The 15,002-nt window shown below is 55.1% G+C and carries 10 protein-coding genes; 4 read left to right on the plus strand and 6 right to left on the minus strand.

Features of this window, described 5'->3' with window-relative positions:
- Positions 1-88: 88 nt before the first annotated feature.
- The 4 genes from ABK821_RS04815 to pepA form a co-directional block, all read right to left on the minus strand.
- Entirely contained in the window at positions 89-592 is a 504-nt protein-coding gene (locus ABK821_RS04815) for a GNAT family N-acetyltransferase (RefSeq protein WP_138361631.1), read from the minus strand.
- 200 nt (positions 593-792) lie between these two features.
- A complete protein-coding gene (locus ABK821_RS04820) occupies positions 793-3,648 on the minus strand; it encodes a valine--tRNA ligase (protein WP_343178430.1) in 2,856 nt (951 codons plus the stop codon).
- Entirely contained in the window at positions 3,648-4,091 is a 444-nt protein-coding gene (gene holC / locus ABK821_RS04825) for a DNA polymerase III subunit chi (RefSeq protein ID WP_343178429.1), read from the minus strand. The genes ABK821_RS04820 and holC overlap by 1 nt, the downstream gene beginning before the upstream one ends.
- A 128-nt stretch (positions 4,092-4,219) precedes the next feature.
- Positions 4,220-5,731, minus strand: coding sequence for a leucyl aminopeptidase (gene pepA, locus ABK821_RS04830; protein WP_343178428.1), 1,512 nt, complete (start codon positions 5,729-5,731; stop codon positions 4,220-4,222).
- A gap of 394 nt (positions 5,732-6,125) precedes the next feature.
- On the opposite strand from pepA, the gene lptF reads away from it, so the two are divergent.
- From lptF to iolB, 4 genes are all read left to right on the plus strand, one after another.
- Positions 6,126-7,223: an LPS export ABC transporter permease LptF gene (gene lptF, locus ABK821_RS04835; protein ID WP_138361627.1), complete on the plus strand. Its 1,098-nt coding sequence runs from the start codon at positions 6,126-6,128 to the stop codon at positions 7,221-7,223.
- Complete coding sequence (lptG, locus tag ABK821_RS04840) at positions 7,223-8,305, plus strand: LPS export ABC transporter permease LptG (RefSeq protein ID WP_138361626.1); 1,083 nt, start codon at positions 7,223-7,225, stop codon at positions 8,303-8,305. Before lptF ends, lptG begins: the two co-directional genes overlap by 1 nt.
- Positions 8,306-8,830: 525 nt before the next feature.
- Positions 8,831-10,336 carry a CoA-acylating methylmalonate-semialdehyde dehydrogenase gene (locus ABK821_RS04845; protein WP_138361625.1) on the plus strand — a complete coding sequence of 502 codons (1,506 nt, stop codon included), beginning with the start codon at positions 8,831-8,833 and terminating at the stop codon, positions 10,334-10,336.
- Positions 10,337-10,354: 18 nt separating this feature from the next.
- Positions 10,355-11,167 carry a 5-deoxy-glucuronate isomerase gene (iolB, locus tag ABK821_RS04850; RefSeq protein ID WP_138361624.1) on the plus strand — a complete coding sequence of 271 codons (813 nt, stop codon included), beginning with the start codon at positions 10,355-10,357 and terminating at the stop codon, positions 11,165-11,167.
- 141 nt (positions 11,168-11,308) lie between these two features.
- Here the strand turns inward: iolB and ABK821_RS04855 are convergent, their stop codons facing one another.
- Positions 11,309-12,166 (minus strand): MurR/RpiR family transcriptional regulator, encoded by an 858-nt coding sequence (locus ABK821_RS04855; protein ID WP_138361623.1) that lies wholly within the window; start codon positions 12,164-12,166, stop codon positions 11,309-11,311.
- 152 nt (positions 12,167-12,318) lie between these two features.
- On the minus strand, positions 12,319-14,232 hold the full coding sequence (gene iolC / locus ABK821_RS04860; protein ID WP_343178427.1) for a 5-dehydro-2-deoxygluconokinase: 1,914 nt from the start codon (positions 14,230-14,232) through the stop codon (positions 12,319-12,321).
- Positions 14,233-15,002: the final 770 nt, after the last annotated feature.

The raw sequence follows: 15,002 nt of genomic DNA on the forward strand, positions 1-15,002 counted from the left end.
GTATTAGCGAAAATTTACCGTGAATAATGCTCTTTTTGTATTAGATTGATGCAATTTTTCGATGAACCGGCGCGGTTGTTTCGGCGTGCTACAGCGTTTTTAACATTCTGACTTCGCAGTCAACATGTCCGGTGCAGCCCAGCGGGCCGTCGATATGCTTAAAGCCAAGGTGTTCATATAAACCAACCGCTTCTTTAAGGAAGGCGGTGGTTTCCAGATAGCAGCGTTTGAATCCCTGTTCGCGGGCGTGATCCAATGCCATCAGCGCCAGCTTCTTTGCCAGCCCGTGGCCGCGTGCAGAGGCCATAAAATACATTTTTTGTAGCTCGCAAATATCGGGCTCGCTACAGGTCAGAGGCGCAATTCCGCCACCGCCAACGACCAGGCCATTTTGTTCGGCTACCCAATAGGCAGAGCCCGGCTGGCTGTACAACTGGAAAAGCTCATCCAGATTCGGGTCGGCCACCGTATAGCCTTTATCGGGGGTTAAGCCATATTCAGCGGAAACCTGGCGGATAACGCTGGCAATGGCGGGGTTATCGTCAGCGGTGATTCGACGCAATGTCGCCGCAACCGGTGAAATCACACTCATAGCGAAACTCATGACATAAATGGCTGAACATATGCAGTTAATAACACTGCCGGGAGGGGGAGTGCAAGCGACGATAATTCAGGCGGTTGGAAGCGTAACGCGGATAACCCGGAGTCGGCGCTGCTGCGTCTTGTCCGGGCTACCCGAAACCGTAGGCCGGATAAGCGTAGCGCCATCCGGCAAACAGTCTGGTACGATCTTTACAGCGCGGCGATAACCGCCTGCTGCTCAATCAGCTTCGCTTTCGCTTCCGCGTAGCCTTCCAGTTTCTCACGCTCTTTGGCGATCACCGCTTCCGGCGCGCGGGCGACAAAACCTTCGTTCGCCAGTTTGCCCGAAATACGGCCAATTTCCGCTTCGACCTTCGCCACTTCTTTCGCCAGACGCGCCAGCTCGGCTTCTTTGTCGATAAGACCGGCCATCGGGATCAGCAGTTCGGCTCCGTCGATGATTTTGGTCACGGAAACCGGCCCTTTGTCATCGGCTGGCAGCACGGTGATGCTTTCCAGACGCGCCAGGTTCAGCAGGAAGCTGCGGTTGTCGTTGACGCGACGAATCGCCGCCTCGCTGCAACCACGCAGCAGCAGCGCCAGCGGTTTACCCGGCGCGATGTTCATTTCCGCACGGATGTTACGCACCGCAACGATCGCCTGCTTCAGCCATTCGGTATCGGCCAGTGCGGCTTCATCCACCTGGGAGGCATCGTACTGCGGGAACGGCTGTAGCATGATGGTGTCGGCGGTAATGCCGGAAATCACTTTCACACGCTGCCAGATGGTTTCGGTGATGAACGGGATGATCGGGTGCGCCAGGCGCAGCAGACCTTCCAGCACGGTGACCAGCGTGTTGCGGGTGCCGCGCAGTTCTGCTTCAGAGCCGCCGTTCATGACCGGCTTGGTCAGCTCCAGATACCAGTCGCAGAACTGGTTCCAGGTGAACTCGTACAGAATGCCCGCTGCGATATCGAAGCGGAAGCTGTCCAGCGCTTCGCGGTACGTTTTGATGGTCTGATTGAATTCCGCCAGGATCCAGCGATCCGCCAGCGACAGGGTCATCTCGCCGCCGTTGAAGCCGCAATCCTGATCTTCGGTATTCATCAGCACAAAGCGGCTGGCGTTCCACAGCTTATTACAGAAGTTACGGTAGCCTTCCAGACGCTTCATATCCCAGTTGATGTCGCGGCCGGTAGAGGCCAGCGCCGCCAGGGTGAAGCGCAGGGCGTCAGTACCGTGCGGCTCAATGCCGTCCGGGAATTGTTTCTCAGTACGCTTGGCGATCTTCTCAGCCAACTGCGGCTGCATCATGTTACCGGTACGTTTTTCCAGCAGCTCCGGCAGGGAAATACCGTCAACCATATCCAGCGGGTCGATAACGTTACCCTTGGATTTGGACATTTTCTGCCCTTCGTCATCGCGAATCAGACCGGTCATATAGACGGTCTTGAACGGCACCTGCGGCTTGCCGTTTTCATCTTTGATGAAGTGCATGGTCATCATGATCATGCGGGCAATCCAGAAGAAGATAATGTCGAAACCGGAGACCATCACGCTGGTGGGGTGGAACTGACGCAGCGCGTCGGTGTTTTCCGGCCAGCCGAGCGTCGAGAAGGTCCACAGCGCGGAGGAGAACCAGGTGTCCAGTACGTCGTCGTCCTGGCGCAGGGCAACGTCGGCGCTCAGGTTGTTTTCCTGACGCACTTCGTCTTCGCTGCGGCCAACGTAGACGTTGCCGTCGTTGTCATACCATGCCGGGATGCGATGGCCCCACCACAGCTGACGGGAGATACACCAGTCCTGAATATCGCGCATCCAGGAGAAGTACATGTTTTCGTACTGTTTTGGCACGAACTGGATATCGCCGTTCTCAACCGCTTCCACCGCCGGTTTTGCCAGCACGTCGGCACGCACGTACCACTGGTCGGTCAGCATCGGTTCGATAACCACGCCGCCGCGGTCACCGTACGGTACGGTCAGATCGTGCGGTTTAATCTCTTCCAGCAGGCCGAGGGCATCGATAGCGGCAACCACCGCTTTACGTGCGGCAAAGCGCTCCAGCTTCTGGAATTCCGCCGGAATGTCGCTGGAGTAGACGTCGGACTCTTCGCCTTTGGTGTCATACACTTCCGCAGTTTCGCGGATATCGCCATCAAAGGTGAAGATGTTGATCATTGGCAGGGCATGACGACGGCCCACTTCATAGTCGTTAAAGTCGTGCGCCGGGGTGATCTTCACACAGCCGGTGCCTTTTTCCATATCGGCATGTTCATCACCGACGATCGGAATGCGGCGGTCAACCAGCGGCAGAATGACGTATTTGCCGATCAGGTCTTTATAGCGCGGATCTTCCGGGTTGACGGCCACGCCAGTATCGCCCAGCAGGGTTTCCGGACGGGTGGTGGCGACCACCAGGTAATCTTTACCGTCTGCGGTTTTCGCACCGTCAGCCAGCGGGTAGCGGATGTGCCACATGGAGCCTTTGGACTCGCGGTTTTCCACTTCCAGGTCAGAGATGGCGGTGCGCAGTTTCGGGTCCCAGTTGACCAGACGCTTGCCGCGGTAGATCAGATCTTCTTTGTACAGGCGGACAAACACTTCTTTCACCGCGTTGGACAGGCCTTCGTCCATGGTGAAGCGCTCGCGCGCCCAGTCTACGGAGTTACCCAGACGGCGCATCTGACGGGTAATGGTGCCGCCGGATTCCGCTTTCCACTGCCAGATTTTGTCGATGAAGGCATCACGCCCGTAATCATGGCGGGTTTTACCCTCTTCGGCGGCAATTTTGCGCTCAACCACCATCTGGGTTGCGATCCCCGCGTGGTCGGTACCGACCTGCCACAGGGTGTTTTTACCCTGCATGCGCTGGTAGCGGATCAGGGTATCCATAATGGTTTGCTGAAAGGCATGACCCATATGCAAACTGCCGGTGACGTTCGGCGGCGGGATCATGATGCAGAAGCTTTCCTGGCTTTCGTCGCCATTGGGTTTGAAATAGCCCTGCTTTTCCCAGTGCTCGTAAAGCGGCTGTTCGATATCTTGGGGGTTGTATGTCTTTTCCATTATTTCCAGGTTGCCGTGTTCAGGTTGAAACCAGCCATGCGGTACGCTTTATAGCGTTCGCGCGCCAGTTGCTTCAAAGAATCTTCATAGGGGACGAAGTCTATCACTTCTGTGAAAGCGGTGGCAAAATCTGCAAAGTTTAGCCGCAGGCTGATCAGAATATCCCGCGGGCTGCTGTTGCGTTTCTGCGGCCAGGCGATCTCCACTGGCGCACCGCCTGCAGGGCCTTCTCCCGACAGATTATGTGGGACAAAACTCTCCGGCGGTCTTGCCCACAGTGCTTCATCCAGGCGGATGGCCTGTTTCTCGTCTTCACAGGCAATCAGCACGCGTTTACCACTGCGCCAACGTTCTGCGGCAATGTCGCACACCAGTTGTTCAACGGCGCTCAGGCCATCAACGATGGTGTCATTGTCCAGAATATAGAACGTTGCATTCTTCATATATGGGGCTTCTTGTGGTGAATTTAAATGCGAAGCCGGATGGCGCTACGCTTATCCGGCCTACGGTTAAATACTCCATGTAGGCCGGATACGGCGCATATGCGTCGCCATCCGGCAATCATGCAAACTTACTCTTCGCCGTTAAAACCCGCGCGATTGAGCAGGAACTGCGACAGCAACGCCACCGGACGACCGGTGGCGCCTTTCGCTTTGCCGGAACGCCATGCGGTGCCGGCGATGTCCAGGTGCGCCCAGTTGTACTTACGGGTAAAGCGCGACAGGAAGCAACCGGCGGTGATAGCACCACCTGGACGGCCGCCGATGTTCGCCATATCCGCAAAGTTAGACTCCAGCTGTTCCTGGAACTCATCGCCCAACGGCAAGCGCCATGCGCGGTCGCCCGCCTGTTCGGACGCGCTAATCAGTTCATGCGCCAGCGGATTGTGGTTCGACATCAGACCGGTGATGTGATGGCCCAGCGCGATCACGCAGGCGCCCGTCAGGGTCGCGACGTCAATCACCGCTTCCGGCTCGAAACGCTCAACGTAGGTCAGCACATCGCATAGCACCAGGCGCCCTTCGGCATCGGTGTTCAGCACTTCAACCGTCTGGCCGGACATGGTGGTCAGCACGTCGCCCGGACGATACGCTCGCCCGCCCGGCATGTTTTCACACCCGGCCAGTACGCCGACAACGTTTAACGGTAGCTGAAGCTCGGCGACCATACGCATCACGCCGTACACCGCCGCTGCGCCGCACATATCGTACTTCATCTCATCCATACCTTCGGCAGGCTTGATGGAGATGCCGCCGGAGTCAAAGGTCAGCCCTTTGCCCACCAGCACGATCGGCCGTGCGTCTTCCGACGGGTTGCCTTTGTATTCGATCACCGACATCAGCGATTCGTTCTGCGAACCGTGACCGACCGCCAGGTAAGCGTGCATCCCCAGCTCTTTCATCTGCTGTTCGCCGATGACGCGGGTAATGACGTTCTTGCTGTAGCTGTCGGCCAGCTGGCGCGCCTGGGAGGCCAGGTAGGCGGCATTACAGATATTCGGCGGCATATTGCCGAGATCTTTCGCCGCTTTAATCCCGGCGGCAATCGCCAGACCGTGCTGGATCGCACGCTCGCCGCTGGTCAGTTCCCGGCGGGTCGGCACGTTAAAGACCATTTTACGCAGCGGGCGGCGCGGCTCGCTCTTGTTGGTCTTCAGTTGATCAAAGCTGTACAGCGTCTCTTTGGCCGTTTCGACAGCCTGGCGCACTTTCCAGTAGTTGTTGCGGCCTTTGACGTGCAGTTCGGTCAGGAAGCAGACCGCTTCCATTGAGCCGGTGTCATTCAGCGTATTGATGGTTTTCTGAATGACCTGTTTGTACTGTCGCTCGTCCAGCTCACGCTCTTTACCGCAGCCGATGAGCAGAATGCGCTCCGACAAAATATTCGGCACATGGTGCAGCAATAATGTCTGGCCAGGCTTGCCTTCCAGTTCGCCGCGACGCAGCAGGGCACTGATATAACCATCGCTAATTTTGTCGAGTTGTTCGGCGATGGGGGAGAGCCGACGCGGTTCAAAGACGCCAACTACGATGCAGGCGCTCCGCTGCTTCTCCGGGCTACCGCTTTTTACACTGAACTCCATGCACTATGCTCCTGAATCTTAAAGACAACAGTGGTCGCTACAGATATACTCGTCGTCTTTCACGTTGCAGATGCGTTGGCTGCGCCTGCTCACCTCAGTCACTTACCTGATGTAAGCGCCGGAGCTTCACAGTCTTTGCCGCCTGCCTGCAACTCGAAATCCATAGAGTACAGAAATTGAAAGCTTTCGTAACTCATGTCCGCTGTTGTGGTGACTTCATGTTAATCTTAACGTTATTACGGCTTTGGTTCGTCAGAAAAGATCCTGATACGCGGAACCAGCGAGTCATTTAATCTTAGCGATGTTTTCGACGACCAAAGAGAATAAATGACGTTTAAGCCATGAAACAAGCAATTTTCCTGCAATAAAACGGGTTTTTACGGGCGTATTTATAGTGTTAATCATAAGATATCTGGTTCGTGAGACGCTGAAAAGCCAGTTGGCGATCTTGTTCATCCTGCTACTCATTTTCTTCTGTCAGAAACTGGTCAGGATCCTTGGCGCCGCTGTTGATGGCGATATCCCGACGAATCTGGTGCTCTCACTGTTGGGGCTGGGCGTACCTGAAATGGCGCAGCTCATTCTGCCCCTGAGTTTGTTTCTCGGGCTGCTAATGACGCTGGGTAAACTGTATACCGAAAGTGAAATTACGGTGATGCACGCCTGCGGCTTGAGTAAAGCCGTGCTGGTGAAAGCCGCGATGATCCTTGCACTATTTACCGGCATCATCGCGGCGGTTAACGTCATGTGGGCCGGGCCCTGGTCGTCCCGCCATCAGGATGAAGTGCTGGCGGAAGCGAAAGCGAATCCCGGTATGGCTGCGCTGGCCCAGGGGCAGTTCCAGCAGGCCAGCGACGGCAGCGCGGTACTGTTTATCGAAAATGTCAAAGGCAACCATTTCAGCGATGTCTTCCTGGCACAACTCCGTCCTAAAGGCAATGCCCGTCCTTCGGTGGTGGTCGCGGACACCGGCGAGCTGACATTGCGTAAAGACGGCTCGCAGGTGGTCACCATGAATCAGGGCACGCGCTTTGAAGGGACCGCGATGCTGAGAGATTTCCGCATCACCGACTTTAAAAATTATCAGGCGATTATCGGCCATCAGGCGGTGGCATCCGATCCTAACGATACTGAACAGATGGACATGCGTACGTTATGGCGTACTGATACCGATCGCGCCCGGGCGGAGCTGCACTGGCGTTTCACGCTGGTGGCGACGGTGTTCATCATGGCGCTGATGGTTGTGCCGCTCAGCGTGGTGAATCCGCGTCAGGGCCGCGTGCTATCGATGTTGCCCGCGATGCTGCTGTATCTGGTGTTCTTCCTGCTGCAGACGTCGATTAAATCGAACGGCGGTAAAGGAAAAATGGATCCGATGATCTGGATGTGGGGAGTCAATCTGCTCTATTTCGCATTGGCCGTGCTGTTGAACCTGTGGGATACGGTGCCGATGCGCCGCTTCCGTGCCCGTTTTAATAAAGGAGCGGTGTAATGCAGGCGTTTGGCGTACTTGACCGTTATATCGGTAAGACGATCTTCAATACCATCATGATGACGCTGTTCATGCTGGTCTCCCTCTCGGGCATCATCAAATTTGTCGATCAGTTGAAAAAAGCGGGGCAGGGTAACTACGATGCGCTGGGCGCGGGGATTTACACGATCCTTAGCGTGCCGAAAGATATCCAGATATTCTTTCCGATGGCGGCGCTGCTTGGCGCGCTGCTGGGGTTGGGGATGCTGGCCCAGCGCAGCGAACTGGTGGTGATGCAGGCTTCCGGTTTTACCCGTTTTCAGGTTGCGCTGTCGGTAATGAAAACCGCGATCCCGCTGGTATTGCTGACTATGGCTATGGGTGAATGGGTTGCGCCGCAGGGTGAGCAGATGGCGCGTAACTACCGTGCTCAACAGATGTATGGCGGTTCCCTGCTTTCCACTCAGCAGGGGCTGTGGGCGAAAGACGGCAATAACTTTGTTTATATTGAACGGGTAAAAGGTGCCGATGAGCTCGGCGGCGTGAGTATTTACGCTTTTAACGACCAGCGTCGTTTACAGTCGGTTCGCTATGCCGCTTCAGCGAAATTTGATACCGAGAACAAGCTCTGGCACTTGTCGCAGGTGGATGAATCCGATCTTACCAACCCGAAACAGGTGACCGGTACCCAGAGGGTCAGCGGGACCTGGAAAACCAATCTGACGCCGGATAAACTGGGCGTGGTGGCGCTGGACCCGGATGCGCTGTCGATCAGCGGCCTGTATAACTATGTCAACTATCTGCGGTCCAGCGGTCAGGATCCGGGGCGTTATCAGCTCAATATGTGGAGCAAAATCTTCCAGCCGCTGTCGGTGGCGGTGATGATGCTGATGGCCCTGTCATTTATCTTTGGCCCGCTGCGTAGCGTGCCGATGGGGATCAGGGTGGTTACCGGGATCAGCTTCGGTTTTATCTTCTATGTGCTGGACCAGATTTTTGGCCCGTTAACCCTGGTATACGGTATTCCGCCGATTATCGGCGCGTTGTTGCCGAGCGCCAGCTTCTTTTTGCTGAGCCTCTGGTTGATGATGCGTAAATCCTGATGTAATACACCCTCTTTCTGATGTCGAAAGGGGCGTTTTATCGCCCCTTCCTGTCTGACACGTTTCCTTGTATTTCCCGGTCTGCCGTACGACGGCGCATTTCGCCATGGTTTACGCCATGTTGTCGCCTTCACCCTCGAATAAATCCGCTTCAGCGGGTCGAAGCAATACGCTTTACTGGCGCAAAAAAGGGACGCGTTCGGATATGTTACAATTAAAATATTTATTCTAAAAATAACAATGCATGAAATGGTGGATTTTTGAGCCGGATCGCAATGTGAGTATCTGTTGCGTTTTTGTTACTATCGTTCGCCGCTTCCTGTCATATCTCATCTCTTTTCGTGACTATTTCGCCTGCGAGGTGACATTTTCTTACAGGAAAATGCGACTCTCATCACCAAAATAGAATTTCATTATAGATGAATATTGAAATATTAATTTCATTTTACTACGGTTATAGCATAGCAGATCCAGCAATGGGCCGTACTGCGTTGGCCCCGATACTCCATACTATGAGGCGAAAGCATGACTATCACAGGAAACTTTATTGGCGGGCAGACCGTTACCAGCAGCAGCAATAAAACGATACCGGTTTTTGACCCCGCGACGGGCAAAGTGGTCCGCGAAGTCACGTTATCGACCGCCCAGGAAGTGTCTGACGCCATTCAGGTTGCTCGGGATGCTTTTGAGGGTTGGTCGCGTACCACGCCGCTGCGCCGCGCTCGCGTGATGTTCAATTTTAAAATGTTGCTTGAACAGCATGCCGAAGAGTTGGCAGGGATTATTGTCAGCGAGCACGGTAAAGTCTTTTCAGACGCAATGGGTGAGCTGACCCGTGGCATGGAAGTTGTTGAATTTGCCTGCGGTATTCCGCACCTCATCAAGGGGGAATTCTCCTCGGATGTGGGGACCAGTGTTGACAGCTATTCCCTGATGCAGCCGCTGGGTGTGGTGGCGGGCATTACGCCATTTAACTTCCCTGCGATGGTGCCGATGTGGATGTTCCCGCTGGCGCTGGCTTGTGGAAATAGCTTTGTTCTTAAGCCGCCTGCGCTGGCGCCGACCGCCGCTGTACGTCTGGCGGAACTGCTGAAAGAAGCGGGCCTGCCGGATGGCGTCTTTAACGTGGTGCACTGCAGCAATGAAGACGCTGAACAGCTGTATAAGGACCCGCGTATTGCGGCGGTAAGCTTTGTAGGATCTTCCGGCGTGGCGGAGCATATTTATAAAACCGCCAGCGCGTATGGTAAGCGGGTTCAGGCATTCGGCGCGGCGAAAAACCACGCGATTGTTATGCCGGACGCGGATCTTGATGCCACCGTTAACGCCATTATGGGCGGCGCATTCGGCTCAGCAGGCGAACGCTGCATGGCGCTGCCGGTCGTGGTGGCTGTAGGTGATGAAACGGCTGACAAGCTGATCGCACGTCTGAAACCGTTGGTGGAAGCCCTGAAAGTCGGCCCGGGATGTATGCGCGGCAAAGAAGAGAACGAGATGGGACCGGTTGTTTCCGATACTCATCAGAAGAAAGTGCTAGGGTATATTGATAAAGGGGCCAGCGAAGGGGCGACGCTGGTTGTTGACGGACGTAAGCTGCGGGTAGCCGGGTTTGAAGAGGGGTACTACGTCGGCGGAACGCTGTTTGATAACGTTACCCCAGAGATGACTATCTGGCGCGAAGAGATTTTTGGCCCGGTGCTGGGGATTGTCCGCGTGGCGGATTACCACAGCGCGCTGGAGCTGGTGAATAGCCATGAGTTTGGCAACGGCAGCGCCGTCTTTACCAGCAACGGGCACACCGCACGCGAATTTGTACATGATGTTCAGGCCGGAATGGTTGGGGTCAACGTCCCTGTTCCTGTTCCAATGGCCTTCCATAGCTTTGGCGGCTGGAAACGCTCCGTATTTGGCGCACTGAACGTGCATGGGCCGGATGGGGTACGTTTCTACACGCGTATGAAAACCGCCACCGTCCGCTGGCCGCAAGGGCAGCAAACTGTATCTGAGTTCAGTATGCCGACGTTAGGCTAATCGGCGAAGGAGAACGCCATGTCTTTACTGGCTAAAGCGAAACAAGAAGGGCAAATCCAGCACATCACCCCGCAAAGCGCGGGGTGGAAATATATCGGTTTTGATGTCTGGATGTTAAAGAAAGGGCAAACCATTACGCTGGATAGCGGCGATCGCGAACTGTGCCTGGTGCTGGTTGCCGGGCTGGCTTCGGTAAAAACCACGAAAGCTGACTTTCCGAATCTTGGTCAGCGGATGTCGCCGTTTGAGCGCACGCCGCCATGGTCAGTCTACGTGCCGCCGCAGGATAAAGTCGAAGTGACGGCGGATTCTGACCTTGAGCTGGCCGTATGCAGCGCGCCGGGCAAAGGTACGCTTCCTGCGCGAGTCATCTCCCCGCAGGATGTGGGCGTGGAGCATCGCGGTAAAGGCCGCAATCAGCGTCTGGTGCATAATATTCTGCCGGATAACGTGCAGGCGGATTGCCTGCTGGTGGTGGAAGTGTACACCGATGAGGGTGCGACCAGCTCATGGCCATCGCATAAGCATGATACGGCGCTGCCGGGTCAGGAAACCCAACTGGAAGAAACCTATTATCATCGTTTCGATCCGCCGCAGGGTTTTGCGTTTCAGCGTGTTTACACTGATGACCGCAGTCTGGATGCCTGCATGGCCCCTTATAACCACGATGTGGTCATGGTGCCGCGCGGTTATCATCCGGTGGCAGCGATTGCGGGTTATGACAGTTATTATCTGAACGTTATGGCGGGCCCGGATCGTAAATGGCTGTTTACCTGGGAAGACGATCACGCGTGGATCAACAGCCCTGAATATCCCCGTCACGGCGAATAGTTGTTGATGATGAATTACTGATGACGAAAAGGCCGATTAGCGATGCTAACCGGCCTTAAATTTTGCAATAGTGCCCGTATTCTGTGCCGGATGGCGGCTGAACGGGCAGACACAACGCGCAGCCCAGGGAAAACCAAAAAATTAAGCCTGCTGCTTCGCTTCTGCCTCCTGGCTGCTATTCAGCGCCAGAGAGACCGCCAGCGTCTGAGCCAGACACAGGGAGGCCACCTGAGAACGGAAACCATCAACCTGCGCCTCGCGTACCACAAAACAGACATCGCTGAAGGCCGCCAGCGGGCTGACCTGACTGTCGGTAATCGCTATCTGTCGGGCTTTGCGTTGTGCCCCCAGTTCCACCAGTTCGACGACTTCACGCGCATAGGGGGAGAAGCTTACCGCGATGACAACGTCCTTCTGGCTCACAAGGCTGAGCTGTTCGGTGAACATCCCGCCGAGGCCGTCAATCAGGAACGCTTTGCGGTCCAGATGGCGCAGGGCGTAGGTCAGATAGGAGGCGACGCTAAAGGAGCGACGCAGGCCAATCACGTAAATGTTTTCCGCCTCTGCCAGCAGCGCCACCGCGCGTTGTAGCTCATCGCCGGAAGTCTGCATTGCCAGCTGCTGTAGCGCCTGTGTGTTGACCATCGTAAACATATTCAGGATTTCGGTCGGCGTTTCCGGCGGGCTGGAGTCATCTGTGGTGGTCTGGCGGAACAGACGCGCACGTTCAGTATAGTTAGCGGTCTCCTCCATCAGATGCTGTTTAAACATCTGCTTCATTTCATTAAAGCCGCTAAAACCAAAGGCATTAGCGAAACGAATCAGTGTTGAAGGCGGGACATCTGCCTGCTGCGCGATAGAGGCCACGGTGTCGAAAGCGACGCTATTACTGTTATCCAGAATATAACGGGCTACCTGCTTCAGGCGTTTACTTAATGTGTCGTAGCGACGCCTGATTTCATCCTGCAAGATGGTAAGTTGAGTCGGATTATTGGCCATAGATTGCGCTCTGAAAAAAGAAAAGGAATATAATTTCCAGTGTATCAAATGAAGCGAATTTTTCATTCACTTCGCTGAAATTCTCGGCTTATTTCGTGAAGATCCAGAAAAAAAGCCCGCATCTTCAGGAGAGGATGCGGGCCGGTTCAGAATCAGCCGCGGGCTTCGCGCCAGTAGCCGATGAGCGTGAGGTAGTTGTGTTTCACTTCTTCAATCAGTGCCTCGTCGGTCAGTTCTCCTTGCATCCAGCGGCGTGAAGGCTGGCCAAAGATGGTGCGACCAACGGCAAAGCCTTTGATCATTGGATGCTTCGCGGCTTCGGCAAAACCGGCGCGCAGGCGATCCGATGGCGCATCCAGGCCGAGGATCAGTATCCCACGACACCAGCTATCTTCACGTTCAATCAGCTTGCTGATCCTCTCCCATTCAGCGCTCGACAGCGGCGGCAGCTTCCACCAGTCCGGCTGAATACCCAACTGATAGAAGTGTTCCAGCATATCGTGGTAATGGCGTTCATCGTTATCCGGGCCGTTCTCCGGCAGGATAATTTCCAGCAGCAGTTCATGGCCGGACTTGTTGCACGCCTGCCAGACCTCCAGCAGCAGCGCATCCTGCTCGGCGCGCAGTTCGGCGGGATCGGCCGGATGGTAGAAGACCAGGCATTTCACCACATGCTCCAGCGGCCAGTCGATCAGTTGGGAACCGATGTTGCCATGCTCCAGACGTAGCGGACGTGAGCTCGGCATTTCGATCGGACGACCAATCCACCAGCCTTTACCGGTGATGGCATTGAGTGAACTCTGACCGTAGGTGCCATCGGCGAGGATACCGCTGCGTCCATCAAGTCCGGCTTCTTTCGCGGCGGCTTCCGCGGCGGCCAGCAGCAACAGCTTCAGAGGTGGAATGCAGGATTCATCGCGCCCGGTTTCCTGTGCCAGATCCGCCAGTTGTTTACGGTGGTCAAAGGCGAAGATACACAGCTCAGGCCATGCATGACGGCGGCTGGTGACACGATGGAGATGGTTGAGGCGCGCGTCGACATCCGGACGCGGGACCGATTCTGCGCGCGACAGGTAGTCGTCAAGCTCGACTTTGGTTGGCATTGCCGGTGCGCAACCGTGGCGCGAGACCACCAGCGCGCCGCAGGCGTTAGCGTAACGGCAAGCCTGCTCCCAGCCTTCATCGTTAAGCCAGCCCCGCAGGAGGCCTGACATAAAGGCGTCGCCAGCGCCCAGAACGTTAAGCACCTCTACGCGCACGCCCTGGTGCAGCGGTACGCTATCCCAGCTGTCCGGAATGGCGCCTTCCAGCACCACACAACCCATCGGACCGCGTTTGCAAACCAGCGTCGCTTTAGTGGCATTACGCACGTTTTTCAGCGCGGTTAGCGTATCAGTGCTGCCGCCGGCAATATGGAACTCCTCTTCAGTGCCGACCACTAAATCGAACAGATGCAGCACTTCCTGGAGCTGGCTGGTTACCGGGCCGGATTCAATGAAACGCGTTTCACCATCGCCCAGCGAAGTTAAGCCCCAGAGTACCGGGCGATAATCGATGTCCAGCGCGGTACGCAGGCCGTGACGACGGGCATACTCCAGCGCTTTCAACACCGCTTCACGGGTATTGGCGTGCGAAAGGTGAGTACCGGTTACCGCCAGCGCCCGGGAAGAGGCAATATACTCTTCCTTAATATCTTCTGGCGAAAGTGCCATATCGGCGCAGTTATCGCGGTAAAAAATGAGCGGGAACGTCTCCTGATCTTTGATTCCCAGCATCACTAATGCCGTCAGGCGCTGCTTATCCGTGATCAAGTATTCCGTATCGACGCCGGCGCGGCTAAGCGTTTCACGTAAAAAACGGCCATTATGTTCGTCGCCTACGCGCGCGAGCATGGCCGATTTTAATCCCTGAATGGCGGTACCGAAGGCGACGTTGCCGGAAGAACCTCCAAGGTATTTAGAAAAACTGGCAACATCTTCCAGCCTTGAGCCAATTTGCTGGGCGTAGAGATCGACTGCCACCCGGCCAATACAGATGACATCGAGTCGCTTTACTGCTGCATTCATAGCTAGGGTTTCCTTTTGCATTTCTGCTGTACGGAAGAGTCGGGATGCCGACAGCGTCTCCGAAAACAGCCTGAGGGTTATTGGTTCCCCTTAGTTTGAGAAATAAATATTTCATTTGCAAACTAGTTCGAAATTAAAAAACCAAAAATGTGAGGGATCTACCACTATGCCGCGCTGAGCCTCATTCCGGGATGGATCTTGCGAGGCGGCGAAAAGGCGTCCCGGACGGCGTGTGTTATTTTCTTTATCTATGATTTTTAAGGAAATATAAACGATATGGCCTCATAAACCGCGCGTCCAGCCAAATGCGGGCTGTTAATGAAACGTGTGAAATGCACGAGTAAGCATTTTATCCATAAAACTGCCGCCTTTTGTCGGCCGCTAATCTATTGGGTGTAAAATGATCCGGCGCACTCTTGCCTCTCATCCTGGCCAACCATAACATCGCCGCGCCCCCGCCTGTTTCTGATGGATTTCAGACTGCTGACAAACTGTGCCGCGAGGGCATGAATCGTGGGTAGCGTGCCGTAATGGACTGGGGGTATATATATAACTTTTTGATATTACATGTTTTTAAAGATAGGGTAAGGCGTTAGCCATCATCCGGAAAAAATGTGCGAACCTTATCGAGGGCCGGTTTTTTCATGATGCTCAGATCTGTTTCTGACAGATTTGCTTTTCATTCCAGCCACCTGGCTTGCGCATGCTCATGGGGATGCTGTTTGTTGCCGCCTGAATACCGACTGAATGATTTTATGTATAGTTTGATC

The sequence above is a fragment of the Klebsiella sp. KE9456 genome (assembly GCF_043832615.1).
GTDB classification, from domain to species: Bacteria; Pseudomonadota; Gammaproteobacteria; order Enterobacterales; family Enterobacteriaceae; genus Klebsiella; species Klebsiella indica.